Source organism: Sphingomonas sp. UYAg733 (genome assembly GCF_054057355.1).
Genome location: NZ_JBSRZE010000003.1, coordinates 1 through 13,147 on the forward strand (window position 1 = coordinate 1; position 13,147 = coordinate 13,147).

Annotated in this window: 13 protein-coding genes; 7 read left to right on the plus strand and 6 right to left on the minus strand. The window is 62.2% G+C overall.

The genetic code is table 11. From position 1 onward, the window contains the following. Window positions 1-190 precede the first annotated feature (190 nt). Complete coding sequence (locus ACVWZA_RS07390) at window positions 191-1,303, plus strand: hypothetical protein (RefSeq protein ID WP_457310549.1); 1,113 nt, start codon at window positions 191-193, stop codon at window positions 1,301-1,303. 21 nt (window positions 1,304-1,324) lie between these two features. After that, window positions 1,325-2,503 carry a vWA domain-containing protein gene (locus tag ACVWZA_RS07395; RefSeq protein WP_457310550.1) on the plus strand — a complete coding sequence of 393 codons (1,179 nt, stop codon included), beginning with the start codon at window positions 1,325-1,327 and terminating at the stop codon, window positions 2,501-2,503. Window positions 2,504-2,577: 74 nt separating this feature from the next. Here the strand turns inward: ACVWZA_RS07395 and ACVWZA_RS07400 are convergent, their stop codons facing one another. Then, a complete protein-coding gene (locus tag ACVWZA_RS07400; protein ID WP_457310551.1) occupies window positions 2,578-3,471 on the minus strand; it encodes a hypothetical protein in 894 nt (297 codons plus the stop codon). A gap of 26 nt (window positions 3,472-3,497) precedes the next feature. On the opposite strand from ACVWZA_RS07400, the gene ACVWZA_RS07405 reads away from it, so the two are divergent. Next, window positions 3,498-3,899, plus strand: a complete 402-nt coding sequence (locus tag ACVWZA_RS07405; RefSeq protein ID WP_457310552.1) for a hypothetical protein — start codon at window positions 3,498-3,500, stop codon at window positions 3,897-3,899. Then, on the plus strand, window positions 3,875-4,507 hold the full coding sequence (locus tag ACVWZA_RS07410) for an immunity protein Imm33 domain-containing protein (RefSeq protein WP_457310553.1): 633 nt from the start codon (window positions 3,875-3,877) through the stop codon (window positions 4,505-4,507). The genes ACVWZA_RS07405 and ACVWZA_RS07410 overlap by 25 nt, the downstream gene beginning before the upstream one ends. Before the next feature lie 113 nt (window positions 4,508-4,620). Here ACVWZA_RS07410 and ACVWZA_RS07415 read toward each other — a convergent pair whose 3' ends face one another. The 4 genes from ACVWZA_RS07415 to ACVWZA_RS07430 all read right to left on the minus strand — a co-directional run bounded on the left by ACVWZA_RS07415 (window position 4,621) and on the right by ACVWZA_RS07430 (window position 7,814). Continuing rightward, on the minus strand, window positions 4,621-4,764 hold the full coding sequence (locus ACVWZA_RS07415) for a hypothetical protein (RefSeq protein ID WP_457310554.1): 144 nt from the start codon (window positions 4,762-4,764) through the stop codon (window positions 4,621-4,623). Window positions 4,765-5,023: 259 nt separating this feature from the next. Continuing rightward, window positions 5,024-6,025 carry a hypothetical protein gene (locus ACVWZA_RS07420; protein WP_457310555.1) on the minus strand — a complete coding sequence of 334 codons (1,002 nt, stop codon included), beginning with the start codon at window positions 6,023-6,025 and terminating at the stop codon, window positions 5,024-5,026. 38 nt (window positions 6,026-6,063) lie between these two features. After that, window positions 6,064-7,260 carry an exo-beta-N-acetylmuramidase NamZ family protein gene (locus ACVWZA_RS07425; RefSeq protein WP_457310556.1) on the minus strand — a complete coding sequence of 399 codons (1,197 nt, stop codon included), beginning with the start codon at window positions 7,258-7,260 and terminating at the stop codon, window positions 6,064-6,066. Beyond that, a complete protein-coding gene (locus ACVWZA_RS07430) occupies window positions 7,257-7,814 on the minus strand; it encodes a DOMON-like domain-containing protein (RefSeq protein WP_457310557.1) in 558 nt (185 codons plus the stop codon). The genes ACVWZA_RS07425 and ACVWZA_RS07430 overlap by 4 nt, the downstream gene beginning before the upstream one ends. Before the next feature lie 438 nt (window positions 7,815-8,252). Between ACVWZA_RS07430 and rimO the strand changes: the two genes are divergently transcribed. Then, window positions 8,253-9,614: a 30S ribosomal protein S12 methylthiotransferase RimO gene (gene rimO / locus ACVWZA_RS07435; protein ID WP_457310558.1), complete on the plus strand. Its 1,362-nt coding sequence runs from the start codon at window positions 8,253-8,255 to the stop codon at window positions 9,612-9,614. Here rimO and ACVWZA_RS07440 read toward each other — a convergent pair. Continuing rightward, on the minus strand, window positions 9,601-10,464 hold the full coding sequence (locus tag ACVWZA_RS07440) for a LysR family transcriptional regulator (protein ID WP_457310559.1): 864 nt from the start codon (window positions 10,462-10,464) through the stop codon (window positions 9,601-9,603). The genes rimO and ACVWZA_RS07440 overlap by 14 nt on opposite strands. Before the next feature lie 88 nt (window positions 10,465-10,552). Between ACVWZA_RS07440 and ACVWZA_RS07445 the strand changes: the two genes are divergently transcribed. Together ACVWZA_RS07445 and ACVWZA_RS07450 are read left to right on the plus strand one after the other, a co-directional pair. Beyond that, entirely contained in the window at window positions 10,553-11,275 is a 723-nt protein-coding gene (locus tag ACVWZA_RS07445) for a hypothetical protein (RefSeq protein WP_457310560.1), read from the plus strand. 185 nt (window positions 11,276-11,460) lie between these two features. After that, window positions 11,461-13,014 carry a hypothetical protein gene (locus ACVWZA_RS07450; RefSeq protein ID WP_457310561.1) on the plus strand — a complete coding sequence of 518 codons (1,554 nt, stop codon included), beginning with the start codon at window positions 11,461-11,463 and terminating at the stop codon, window positions 13,012-13,014. The last annotated feature ends 133 nt before the right edge of the window (window positions 13,015-13,147 follow it).

Consider the following 13,147-nt stretch of genomic DNA (forward strand, 5'->3'; position numbering starts at 1 on the left):
CGCCGCAAGTCGAACTCTATCCGAGGATGTAACCTCAATCGTGATACCAGTGCGCATGTCGCAACGTCGCATGCCGCAGCCGCCATGGGAATCCTGAAACGGACTCCTTCGTTCCGATCAATCCACTAGCGTTCTGGAATACTCGGCCGTTTTAGGCGAGTTCGGGGCCGGTAACTGCAAAGGGTTGGGGATGCGCGCTTTTTTAACCGCGATTTTGCTGGCGGCGGCCGGTGCTGCACCGGTGACCGCGCAAAATGCGCCGCAGGGCGCGTGGAAGACCGATAGCAAACGCGCGATCATCGTATCGGCCGGCATTTCGATACCGACGCAGGCCGCCAGCCTGTCCCTGGTCAAGACCGGAGAGGCGTCGCAAAACGGCAGCGGAATCGACAATGTTGCGCAATACGCGTCGGAAGATGGTGCAATCGAGGCGACAGCTTTCATCTTCTACACCAGCTATGCCGACGCCGCGCTTGCCAGCTTGGGTACGGACAACGCCATCCGCCAGCGTTTCAGCCCCGCTTTGGTACTCGGCAGTGAAACGCTGATCGCCGCCGGGGGCGTACCTCGCGCCGCTATTCGTCGGGTGTACGAAAAGGGCGAACTCGAACCTGGCAAACCGCTGACCACAACCGCCGCATTCGTGCGCGCGGCCGGCTGGCAAATCGTAATCCGCGCAAGCGGCCCGGCTGCGCGCCGTGTCGATATCGAGGCCGCCTTGGATGCGTTGGTCGGCGGACTGGCATTCGACGGCAAAAGCAAGCCGATGGAAGCGCTGCCGATCAAGATCGAAGCAACATGTCCGGCGGCGGAATCACGTCCGGCAAAGCGGCTGAAAAAGAACAAGGATTCAGACGCCGACATGCTGATCGCCGGACTGTTGGGTGGCGCGATCAAACTGGAGAGTAAGGACAAACCGGACGATCCGGGAATGATATCCTTCCCGCGCAATGGCGCATCACCGATCTGCGTCCGTGGCACAGCCTCGGCCGGCAATCGAACTTTCAGGATATTACAGCCGGTAGAGCCCGACGATGATGGGATGCGATTGCTCATTCAAACCGACGACGCCGGCGGCGTTCTGGCGATCGAACCGCAACTGCTTGGTGAGGGTTATCGCGTGAAACGATACGGGATCGGGTTCGTCGATGTCCTTGGCGGATTTCAGACGCTGCCCAACGCGACGCAGATCGGCGCGATTATTGACGGCAGCGACCGGATCGGGGCAACGGTTCTGTCGCGGTCATCCTTTACGCCCGACGGCAAATCGAACATCACGATCAACAGCGACACGTTTAGATAATCCGGCCGAGAGAGCTTCACCATGTTCCTGAACTTCCTCGACGAGCTCCGCGCCGCGGGCATTCCCGCCAGCATGAAGGAGCATCTCCTTCTGCTCGAGGCGCTCGACGCCGATGTGATCGATCGCACGCCGGAGGATTTCTATTACCTCTCGCGCGCCGTGTACGTGAAGGACGAGGGGCTGCTCGACCGCTTCGACCAGGTCTTCTCCAAAGTCTTCAAGGGCATCGCCACGACGTTCGGCCAGGCGCCGACCGACATTCCCGCCGACTGGCTCAAGGCGGTCGCCGAGAAATATCTGTCCCCAGAGGAAATGGAGGCGATCAAGTCGCTCGGATCGTGGGACGAGATCATGGATACGCTGAAGAAGCGGCTCGAGGAGCAGCAGGGTCGGCATCAGGGCGGCAACAAATGGGTCGGAACCGGTGGCACCTCGCCCTATGGCAATGGCGGTTATAACCCCGAGGGCGTACGCATCGGCGGCGAGGGCAAGCACAAGCGCGCATTGAAGGTGTGGGACCAGCGCGACTTCAAGAATCTCGACAGCACGCGCGAGCTGGGCACGCGCAACATCAAGATCGCGCTGCGTCGCCTGCGCAAGTTCGCGCGCGAGGGTGCTGCCGACGAGCTCGATATCGACGCGACGATCGACGGCACCGCGCGCCAGGGCTGGCTCGATATCGTGATGCGCGCCGAGCGGCGCAATGCGGTCAAGCTGCTGCTGTTCCTTGATGTCGGCGGATCGATGGACCCATGGGTCAAGCTGTGCGAGGAATTATTCTCGGCCGCGACCACCGAATTCAAGAATCTCGAATTCTTTTACTTCCACAATTGCCCATACGAAGGCGTGTGGAAGGACAATAAGCGCCGCTTCACCGAACGCACGCCGATGTGGGATGTGCTGCACAAGTTCGGCCACGATTATAAACTGGTGTTCGTCGGTGACGCCTCGATGAGCCCGTACGAAATCACCCATCCCGGCGGCTCGGTCGAGCATTTCAACGAGGAATCGGGCGCGGTGTGGATGCACCGCATGACCACTACCTATCCGGCGGCGGTGTGGCTCAATCCGATCCCGGAGCAGCAATGGGGATATTCACAAAGCGTGCGGATTATCCGCGAGCTGATGAACGACCGCATGTATCCACTGACGCTGGCGGGGCTGGACGACGGGATGCGCGAGCTGACACGCAAGCGATGATGCGGTGCCCGCGTTTGCCAAGTCGTCTAACGCGGGCACCGCATCATCGGCCAGATAGCGCGGCTCCGCTCCAGCTAATCCTGCGGCAGCGGAGTGCCTTTTCTGACCTGCTTCGCGATGTGCCCGACCTGATAGGTGGTGGAGCGATTGCCCGGCATCGCGTAGAGCGCCTTGAGATAAGTCAGATCGGCTGCCGTCATTCCCGGCGCCGTCGCGGCGCTCGAATCGCCGAACAGGCCCAGGATCGTATCGATCGTCCTGCCTTCGATTGGTCGAGTCCTCGCCAGCGCGCGCATGGCGCTGTAATCGGCCAATTGGGTCAGGCTCTTGCCGAGCACGGCGGCGGAATCGATCACAACGGTGGCCGTATCGATCACCTGCTGGCTCTGCGGATGAAACGCGGACGCGCTCTTTACCTCAAGCACACGAAATTCGCCGGTCGTTTCGCCGGGTCCGCCGGATGCGCGCTTGCCATCTTCGTTAGCGATCGCGGTTCGACTCCAAACCCGTACAGGTCCGGGGCGATCGATCAGGCGGTTGATCTCGTTGGGCGTCAGACCTTCCAGAAGTTGCGGATGCTTCTTGCGCAACTCGCGGACAAGCGCCTGACCGTCGGGCGTGGTCAGCAGGATCACGTTGCCCGAGCATCCCGGCTTGGCGACCTCCGCACCGACTCGCTTCGCCACATCGCGAATGCGCGCGACGATTATCGCGGCGGCCGCAGGCTCGAAGCCGATCGCCACCGGACAGATCGGCGCCAGGAATTTTGCCAACTGCCCCTGTGTCGTCGCACTGATCTCACGCACAAAATGCGTCGCGGCCTTGGCGTCGAGTTCCTTTGCGGCCGTCACGACGATGTCCTCGCTCGACGTGTCGCTCGCGGGAGCGCGTTCCTGTGCCGACACGGCGCCGGCAGAAAGCTGGCATGCGAGTAGCGCGAAAACCCGCAGTACCAATTTCGATCGCATCACGACATCTTTCTCGAGCCGGCCCGATGCCGCCCTATTACGCTAATACACTTTTACATTGTGAGGTAAGCGCATTCAAGATCGACGCTGTTCAACTCTTCTTTAATCTGCGGGCAGTGGAAGCAGCATCTAATCAAGCGCCGACCCTGGCTGCAAACGCGCATCGACGACAATCAGCACCAGCCGGTCAAGCACCGGCAGTGACGCGAATCATCCATCCAGCGACTAATGCGTCCGGCCGCGTTGCGACATCCGGTATAGACGTGGTGCGGGGTCAGATCGGCCAATGTGGGATTGCCAAAATTGAATTGCCGCCTGTACATCATCGCATGCAGCAGCGCGCCGTCCATCAGCGTTTCGAGCCCAAGCAGCAATGGGGATATCCGCAAACCGCGCGGATCGCATGCAAGCTGATGCGGAAGCGGTGATGCGGTTACCGAAGGCGATCGACCGATTGCACCGCCGTTGGTTCGGAAGGTTCGAGATCGACGACCCTCGCCCCGTCGCCGAACAGGCGCGCTATACATTTTACCTGCCGTCGGAGAACGAACTTCTCGCACTGCAGCCGGGCGATCTGGCCAAGATCATATTTCGATCGATGCCGCCGGCCCCGAATTGGGGAGCCGAACGGATGTGGGTCATCATAACCGAAGCGGACGGTGACCGGCTGATCGGAACGCTGGATAACGATCCGTCAGACATGCCGCAGTTGCGCCCAGGGCAGGTGGTGCATTTCAAGCGATCGAACGTGATCGATCTGGACTGGGGCGCGGAGCGAGCAGTGGCACCGCCGCCGAGCCCGAAGCATCGCGAATATTGGGATCGATGCATGGTGGACGATTGCGTGCTTCAGGGCCGCAGTCCGGTCGACTATCTTTACCGTGAAGAACCGGATGCCGCCGAGACAGAGGAACTCTATCCCGACAGCGGGTGGCGCATTCGCGGTACCGACGAAGCAATCATGGCAGATGAAAAAAATGAACGCAGTCCGCTCTACGTTGCATTAGCCGCAGTTCTCAACCGGGACGACAAATGACTTGCGTTGATCGACAAGCCGATTGGCTCACGCTTCGCACGAAATGCGGATAGCGGTGCGTTTATCGAAATCGACAATAACGAAGAGTAGATACTGGGCCTTGGGATAGCTCGTCAGGCGCTCAACGCCTCAAGTTTGGCCTGAAACATGAGCGCCAGCGCAAGCCGACGGCTGCGCGCTTCGTCGGTCACCGCGGTCCGCGCCGCCGCATGTTCCTGCATTGCTCGCCGTGCGTAATAATGAAGATTGGATTCCACCGAACTCGTCCCCGCAAACGACTTCCCTGTTGCCAGCGTGATGCGGCATAAATATTACCAAAAACATTACTTTGGGCTGGGATGTCGTGAATCCGCGCCGAATGGTTGTGCGGCGCGTTGATAAAGCAGAAATCGCCGCCTTTTGGCTGCCCTAGCGGCCTCATCCGGGTCAGTGATCGCGTCCGAGCCGCCGACTCGGCAGCGTGATTATCGACCCAATCCCGCAATATGATTTCGACGCGTCGCATTCATGCGCTGATCATCCAGCCTGCGCTGCGCGTGCGAGCAATTCGACTGCCAGCGCCGGTTTTTCTGCAAAGGCGCGCCGGCGCCAGTCCGGTACCAGCCGGTCGACCACCAGCATCAGCCCAAGCCCCTCATCCTGCGACCATTGCTTCTTCCCACGCCGCACCGCGCGCAACGCGACATCGGGGGCGTAAACGCGGCGCGGACCATCGACATACCATTTCCAGATCAGCCACTGGCCCAGCCCTTCCATCTGGAGGAAAATTTCGTCGAGCGGCGCCCATTTCGCCCCGTCGCCAACGAACCAGCGCGCATGCCGCGTCCGCATCGCGACCAGCGCCTGCCCAGCCAGCCGGCGCGCCTCGGCGTCGGTCGGCGCGGCGACAGCGGCGTAGAGCAGATCGCGTTCGGCCTCATAGGCGCGAACATAGTCCGCATCGTTCTTGAATGCCGCCTGGATCGAATCGTCGTTGATATCTTCCGGCAGTGCATAACGCCTGGACAGTTCGGCCAGCGCGGGGTTGGCGAAGGAGAATTGCCGTGTGTGCATCATCTCGTGCAGCAGCACGCCGTCCATCAGCGTTTCGAGGCCGATCTCGCTGGTGACGCCGCCCGCGCGCCATACCGATGGCATGCTCATGACAAAGAAACCGCCGCGCGGTCCCTTCGGGTTCGGCCCGGCAAAGGACATTACGCCGACCGGTGCAATATTGCCATCGGGTATCGCCAGCTTGCCGTGATGCGGCCTGCCCGACCAGCGTATCGGCTTGCCCGTTTCGGGGAGGGCATTCGCCTGGCAGATCTCATCGACGGCGACCACCTCCGGCATCGGCGCCGGCGGCAGGCTCAGCAACCTGGCTTCGGCATAACGCCAATTGGCCAGCGCCTGTTCGACCCATGCCCGGTCGGAGGATTGCAGCCGGCAAGGAGCGGATGAGCGGGCAGAGGGCCGCGCGGCGGCCGATCCGGCGAACAGGCACGCGGTCAATGACAACCAGATATTCGCCCGACGCATGGACATTTCCTCGGGAATTTTGAAGTCGCTCAGCGACTTCAATAGAGCAGATGACCCCTGCGGACGTCCGCCCAGGCCGCTTCGTCTGGCAGGGTCAGTGCGTCTAGGTCCGCGGCAACAGTGGCACCGTCATCAACCCATTCGCGCAATCCCGGTCCGGCGTTGATCACATCGATCGCGAGTTTGCCGAATTCATATTCGTACGGAAAATCGCGCCACAGGTCATAATCCGGATACAGCCGTCGGATCGACTTAAACCCAAGCGCCTGCACCCGCCATGGCTTGAAAGTCGCATCATTGTATCCCGGCCCCTCGGCATGGACGAACACGCCGTTGCACAATTGGCCGACATGTTTGTGGAAGGTCGGCTGGAACCAGATATCGCGCAGCGTGCAGCCCGCCAACCAGTCCAGCGCGAATGCACGCATCTCGGCGATCACCGCCCTGGCATCGATATCGGGCGCGCCGAACAGTTCGAGCGGTCGCGTCGTGCCGCGTCCTTCCGACAAATTCGTGCCTTCCAGCATCACCGTGCCGGCATAGGCGCGCGCCATGTTGATATTGGCGGCATTGGGGCTGGGATTGATCCACACCCGGTCCGCGGGCCAGCCGAAACCGGGCGCCGCATCGGGCTCCCAGCCCTCCATCGCGATCACGCGATAATCGACGTTCAGCTTGAAATGGTCGATGAACCAGTGCCCCAGTTCGCCCAGCGTCAGCCCATGGCGCATCGGCATCGGCCCCGCGCCGACAAAACTTTCCCAGCCGGGCAGTAAGGTCAGCCCTTCGATCGACCGTCCCGCCGGATTGGGCCGGTCGAGCACCCAGACCGATTTGCCATGCTTGGCTGCCGCCTCGATCACATAAAGCAGCGTAGTGACGAAAGTGTAGATGCGGCAGCCGACATCCTGCAGATCGACCAGCATCACGTCGAACGTACCCATCGACTGGCCGGTCGGTCGGCGCACTTCGCCATACAGGCTGAACACCGGCATGCCATAAATCGGATCGGTGAAGTCGGGCGACTCCATCATATTGTCCTGCAGGTCGCCGCGCACCCCATGTTGCGGGCCGAACACCGCGGAGACGTTGAGACCGCTTGCGACCAGCGCATCGATCGAATGGGTGAGGTCCGCCGTGACCGAAGCGGGATGGGCGAGCAAGGCAACACGCTTGCCGATAAGTGGCGCGCGCAGGGCGGGGTCGGCGAGGAGGCGATCGATACCGAATTTCATGCGCCGCTGGGTGCCGCGAGCTCGACGGTAAAGCAATCCCGGTTGTGGAAATCGGGCAATTCGAGCGTGTCGGTCGGATGCGTAAGCGCCCAGAAGGATTTGCTGCCATCCTTCGCCTCTATCACCGCTGTGAGTCCGAGATGCCATAGCGGCCCATCGGCCGAGTCGGGCAGGACAAGCGACATTTTCAGCTCGACCGCGTCGGGGGTCACGCGCCACTCGGCACTATCGATGCGCGCGGTGGCGGAATTGCGCATCCCGTCGCGATAACCATCAAATTCGTAAATCGCCCATCGGCCCGAGGGCGATGCGTTGAGTTCGGTATAGCCCCTGGCAGGCCCGGGCGCGATGAATGCCTCGAAGCAGCTATGCTGCCAAAGGCCGTCGGCCCGATCGGGCTCGACCTGCGCGGGCCAGATCACGCCGTCGATTGCGCCTGTCGCGCGATAATGCAGAACCAGCAGATCGCGCGATGGCCGATCGGCGGTGACCATTATCGTCGCCAACGGACCGCGAGGCCGGTCGGGGTGCGGGATCAGTTCATATTCTGGCATAAAGCTCCATCATCCGGGTCGAGCCTGTCCAACCCATCGCCGCGCATCCTACCCGTCCGTACGGCGTGAAGTCGAGAATTCTGGCGCCGCCCCATGCAATTGTTCCCCGTCTTGTTCCGGGGTGCGAGCGAACTATGTCATCATACAATGGAGGCGCCGACCGATGGTACGCCCGTTGGGGCACGGACCGCGCCGTCCAGGAATTGCCGGCAAGGGCCGACGAAGGGTCGGACTTCGATAACGCCCGGCTTTTTCCGAACATCCAGGACACGCGCCCTTCGCCACTGTCCCTTGCATGCCCTGGGCCCGATCCATTCGATCGGGTCGCCGCACACCAATTTTGACCGCTGGCCAGAATGTTACCGACGCGGTGCTGGACTCTCTTCGCGCCTAAGCGCTGGAAAAACCCGCTCACTTCGCCTATGTGACGCGCTTCCCATGGCAACAATCCTTCCCACCCCGCCGAAAATCGGCATGGTTTCGCTCGGCTGTCCCAAGAATCTGGTCGACAGCGAACGCATCCTGACCAAGCTCCGTTCCGACGGTTATGCCATGTCGCCCGACTATGCCGGCGCCGACGTGGTACTGGTCAACACTTGCGGTTTCCTCGATTCCGCCAAGGAAGAATCGCTTGAGGCGATCGGTGAGGCGATCGCGGAAAATGGCCGTGTCATCGTCACCGGCTGCATGGGCAAGGAGGCGGAAATGATCCGCCTGCGCTTCCCTAAGGTCCTCGCCGTCACCGGTGCGCATCAATATGAGGAAGTGGTCGGTGCGGTGCACGACGCGGCACCGATGCCGCCCAGCGCTTTCCTGAACCTGGTGCCTGAAAGCGGCCTGAAGCTCACCCCGCGTCACTACAGCTATCTGAAGATTTCCGAGGGTTGCAATCACCGCTGCGCCTTCTGCATCATCCCGTCACTGCGCGGCGACCTGGTCAGCCGCCGCCCCGACGCGATCCTGCGCGAAGCCGAGAAGCTGATCGAGGCGGGCACCAAAGAGTTGCTGGTGATCAGCCAGGATACATCGGCTTACGGTGTCGATATCCGGCATCACCCGCGCATGTGGAAGGGTGAGGAAGTCCGCGCGCACATGACCGACCTGTCGCGCGAACTCGGCAAGCTCGGCAGGCCTGAAAAAGATATTTGGGTGCGGCTGCACTATGTCTATCCCTATCCGCATGTCGATCATGTCATCCCGCTAATGGCCGAAGGGCTGATCCTCCCCTACCTCGATATTCCGTTCCAGCATGCCAGCCGCAACGTATTGAAGCTGATGAAGCGCCCCGCCAACGAGGCAAAAGTGCTCGAACGCGTCAAGAACTGGCGCACGATCGCACCCGATATCGCGATCCGCTCGACCTTTGTCGTCGGTTTCCCCGGCGAGACCGAGGATGATTTCAAATATCTGATGGACTGGCTGGAAGAAGCGCAGCTCGACCGGGTCGGCGCATTCCGGTTCGAGCCAGTCGAGGGTGCCGCGGCCAACGCCCTGCCCGACCATGTTCCCGAAGAAATCAAGGAAGAGCGCTACGCAAGGCTGATGGAACTGACCGCGCGGATTTCTGCGGACAAGCTCCAGGCCAAGATCGGCCGCACGCTCGACGTGATCATCGACGCGGTCGATGACGCCGATGGTTCGGGAGGCGCGACCGGCCGGTCAAAGGCCGATGCACCGGAGATCGACGGCGAGGTTCATTTGCGCAACGCCGGGCATCTCAACAAGGGCGATATCGTCAGCGTGCGAGTAGAGGATGCCGACGACCATGACCTGTTCGGCGTGCCCGTCATCCCAGCCTGATACTGGGTCTGGTCGCCAACATTTCGCGAATCATCATCGCGTCGGGACCATCGAGCCGATCGCCGGTCGCGCATAGATAAATCCTGTTGCTGCAGGCCCGACCGACCGGCGTCAGGCCAAAGGCGAGCGCCGCATCCGACGGCGCGATCGTCACCCCACGCCCGGCGACAACGCTGAGCAACGCCTCCTCCAGTTCGTCGCAATGGTCGTGTCGGATCATCGTTTCCGGCTGGCGCCCATGAACCGCGGCGAACCAGCGTGCGAAGACATATTCATGCTCTTCATAAGTCACGAAGCGCAGGCGCTCGATCACCTCCAGCGACGCGTCGGCGAGCGCGGCGCCACCGACGAGAACCAGTTCCTCCTCCGCGATCAAGGCGCTCTCGACCTGAACCACGTTCACCGTGCGATAGGTCAGCGCCAGTTCGATCTCGCCGCGTACCAGTTGCGCCACCACATCCTCATGGCTGCCCATCCGAAGCCCGACCGGACGCTCGCTCAGCAATTCCTCGAACAGACGCGGCGCAAGGCGATAGCGGCCGAATCCCGTCACCGCGCCGATGCGCAGCGGCAGGACAGAAGGATCGGTATCGCGAAGATGCGCACTCATCCGCGCAATGTCATCGAGTGCACGGCCGACCGTCTCGAACAGTGCGCGCCCTTCGAGGGTCAGTTGCAGGCCACGTCCGACCCGTTCGGTCAGCGGCACACCGACATCGCGCTCGAAGCGGCGGAGATCGCTATGGATAGCCGGCGCCGACTTGCCGATCGCGCGCGCAGCACCCGCAATGCCGCCATTTGCCGCCACGGCATGAAAGACTGCCGCGCGGCGCAGATGTCCGCCCTCCATCGTTCGCTCCTGCCGAATGATCGGCATTAAAATTACAAATAGTTGAGCTTCCGTCGAGCGCCTATTTGCGCTGCGAAGGAGATCGATCATGCGTGGGATGATATTCTTGACCGCTGCGGCGTTTGTCGCGGGCGGATCGCCCGCAGCCGCCGAAGAGCCCGGCACCGCGCGCCTCTTCTCCTATACGCTGATCGACAGGGCGGCGTTCGAGGCAGGCTATCGCGCGCACCTCGGCTGGCATGCCGAACGGCAGGATCGGCTGGTCTGGTATGCCTGGCATGTGACCGAAGGCGACCGGCGTGGATCCTTCATCGACGGCACGTTCGGTACCACCCTGTCGGACCTGGAGGCGCGGCCGGACCAACAGGGCGATAGCGCCGATTTCGCACAAAGCGCCGGTCCTCATGCCCGCTCGACCGGCATCACGACCTGGTCGCTCTGGGCCGCACCGACCACTGCCACGCCGCTCGAACAGCGGCGCCCCGGCGATCGCCTGGCGGCGTTCTTCGTCACCGTGAAGGCGGGGCAAATCGACGCCTTCGAAGCTGCGGCGAAGAGCCTGACGAGCGGGAGTCGCGGCAAAAGTCATTTGAGCTGGTACCGTAGCGGCGATGCCGATGCCGGCGGCAGTTACATGTTGTTGGTCCATGGCATGAAATCCAACCGGCACGGTGCGCTGGCCGAAATATTGCGAGCGACATACCGTGCCGATCCGGCAGCCATGATCGGCCGGATCGACACGGTACGAGCGGAAAGCTGGCTTTATGCGCCGCGCCTGTCGTTGATTCCCGGGCAGTCGCTTGCACGCTAAGCGACCTCGGCCGGCATCACGTTCGGCGGCGTTTTAGCGACGCGCGGAGCGTCACGGCTTGCCGCTATGGATTTCGATCAACATCAGGAGGACATCGTCCGGCGTCGTGTTCGGATGTAACCGGGGTGTGCGATCTGCCTGCACCAACCGACGGTCGAGATACGCCGCAGGTAGAAGGATGATCGATGACACGAAAAGACACCGTCCGTGCCCTGACGCTTTTCGCCTTGTTATCGATCACCGCCCGGCCCGCCTTCGCGCGGCCAGCGCCCGCAAATGTCGCGCAGCGACATGCCGAGGCGGTGCAGTTGATCGACCGATCCCTGAAGGTGATGCTGGGTGAACGGTCGCAAACCACGCTGACCGGTTTGAGCGAAGAGATCAGGATCGCCACCTTCCACCTCGCCGACGGAGATCATGCCGGGCCGCCCTATATCCCGGATTATGGGGATGCGACGCTGATCGAGGATTTGGCCGGATCGCGACGCCTGATCACCAGTCTCGAACAACTTGCGACCGGCCCGTCGCGCACGACCGAAGAACTCGTCACGCCGACCGCACGAACAGTGCGACAGATACAGACGGGCGCTCCGCCGTTCGAACAGGTGACGCCTGCCCCGCCCGCCTGGCGGCTGAACCAGCCGTTGCAATTGTTGCGGGCCGCCCGAGCGGCACCCGATGTCGTACTGGTCGGACGGGCGATACTGCATGGCGCACCGGCCACGATCCTGGGCTTCGGCATCGACGGTTTTGCCGCACGCCTGATCATCGCCGACGGCACCGGATTACCCATGGCCGCCGAAGCAATCGTCGTCCAACCGGATTCGATCGCCTGGAGCAGCCGCGGCGATCTCAAGCTACGCGTCGAGTGGCAGAACTGGACATATGTCCATGGCGTGCGCCTGCCCTTCCAGATCGACGAGTCGCTGAACGGCGCACCATCGCGGTCGATTTCGGTGCGGAGCGCCGCACTCAACCCAGCCATCGAGGCGCGACGCCTGTCGATCGAACCGGCAATGACGGCGATGCTCGACCGCCCCGGCAGTCGCGACGTTGATGAGCTTCCGCTCGGTCGTGCCGACCGTCCGGTGACCGAGATCGCACCGGGCGTTGTGCAGATCCCCGGCTCCTGGTACACCACGCTGGTGCGCGAGCCCGACGGGATCATCATTATCGATGCGCCGATCTCGAACGGTTACAGCCGCAAGGTGATGGCGGAGGCCGCGCGCCGCTTCCCTGGCATTCCGATCAAGGCGGTCATCTCGACTACCAGTTTCAACTGGCACATTGCCGGCTTGCGCGAATATGCCGCGCAAGGCATCCCGATCTACGCGCTCGACCGCAATGTGCCCGTGGTTAAGGCGCTGTTGTCGGCGCCCCACAAGCTTCGTCCCGACACACTCGCGCGTCGTCCGCAAAAGACTTCGATCATTCCGGTGTCGAGCCCGATATCGCTGGGCACCGGTCCTGGCCGGCTCACCCTATACCCCATCCGGCGCGCGAGCGGTCCGATGCTGATGGTCCATCTGCCGGCGGTCGAGATGCTGCACACCGCCGAGATGGTCCAGCCACTAGGGCCGGGCGGCGCACTGATCCTGCCGGAATCGCTGCAGGAGATCACCGACGAAGTGGCGGTGCGCGGAATCAAGGTGAAGACGATGATCGGCATGCATATGAGCCCCACCCCATGGAGCTGGGTGACGGACGCGCTGGTCGAGGCGAGATCCGCGACATCGTAGAACGGGCGTCCTTACGATCCAAGGATCGCAGCTTCCAGTCTTCGGCATATCGGCATGGTGGAAAACGCCGATCGAGCGGGCCCGGCGATCAAGGGAGACGGCAAGGCTCAAACGCCGTCTCCCCCGACTGACG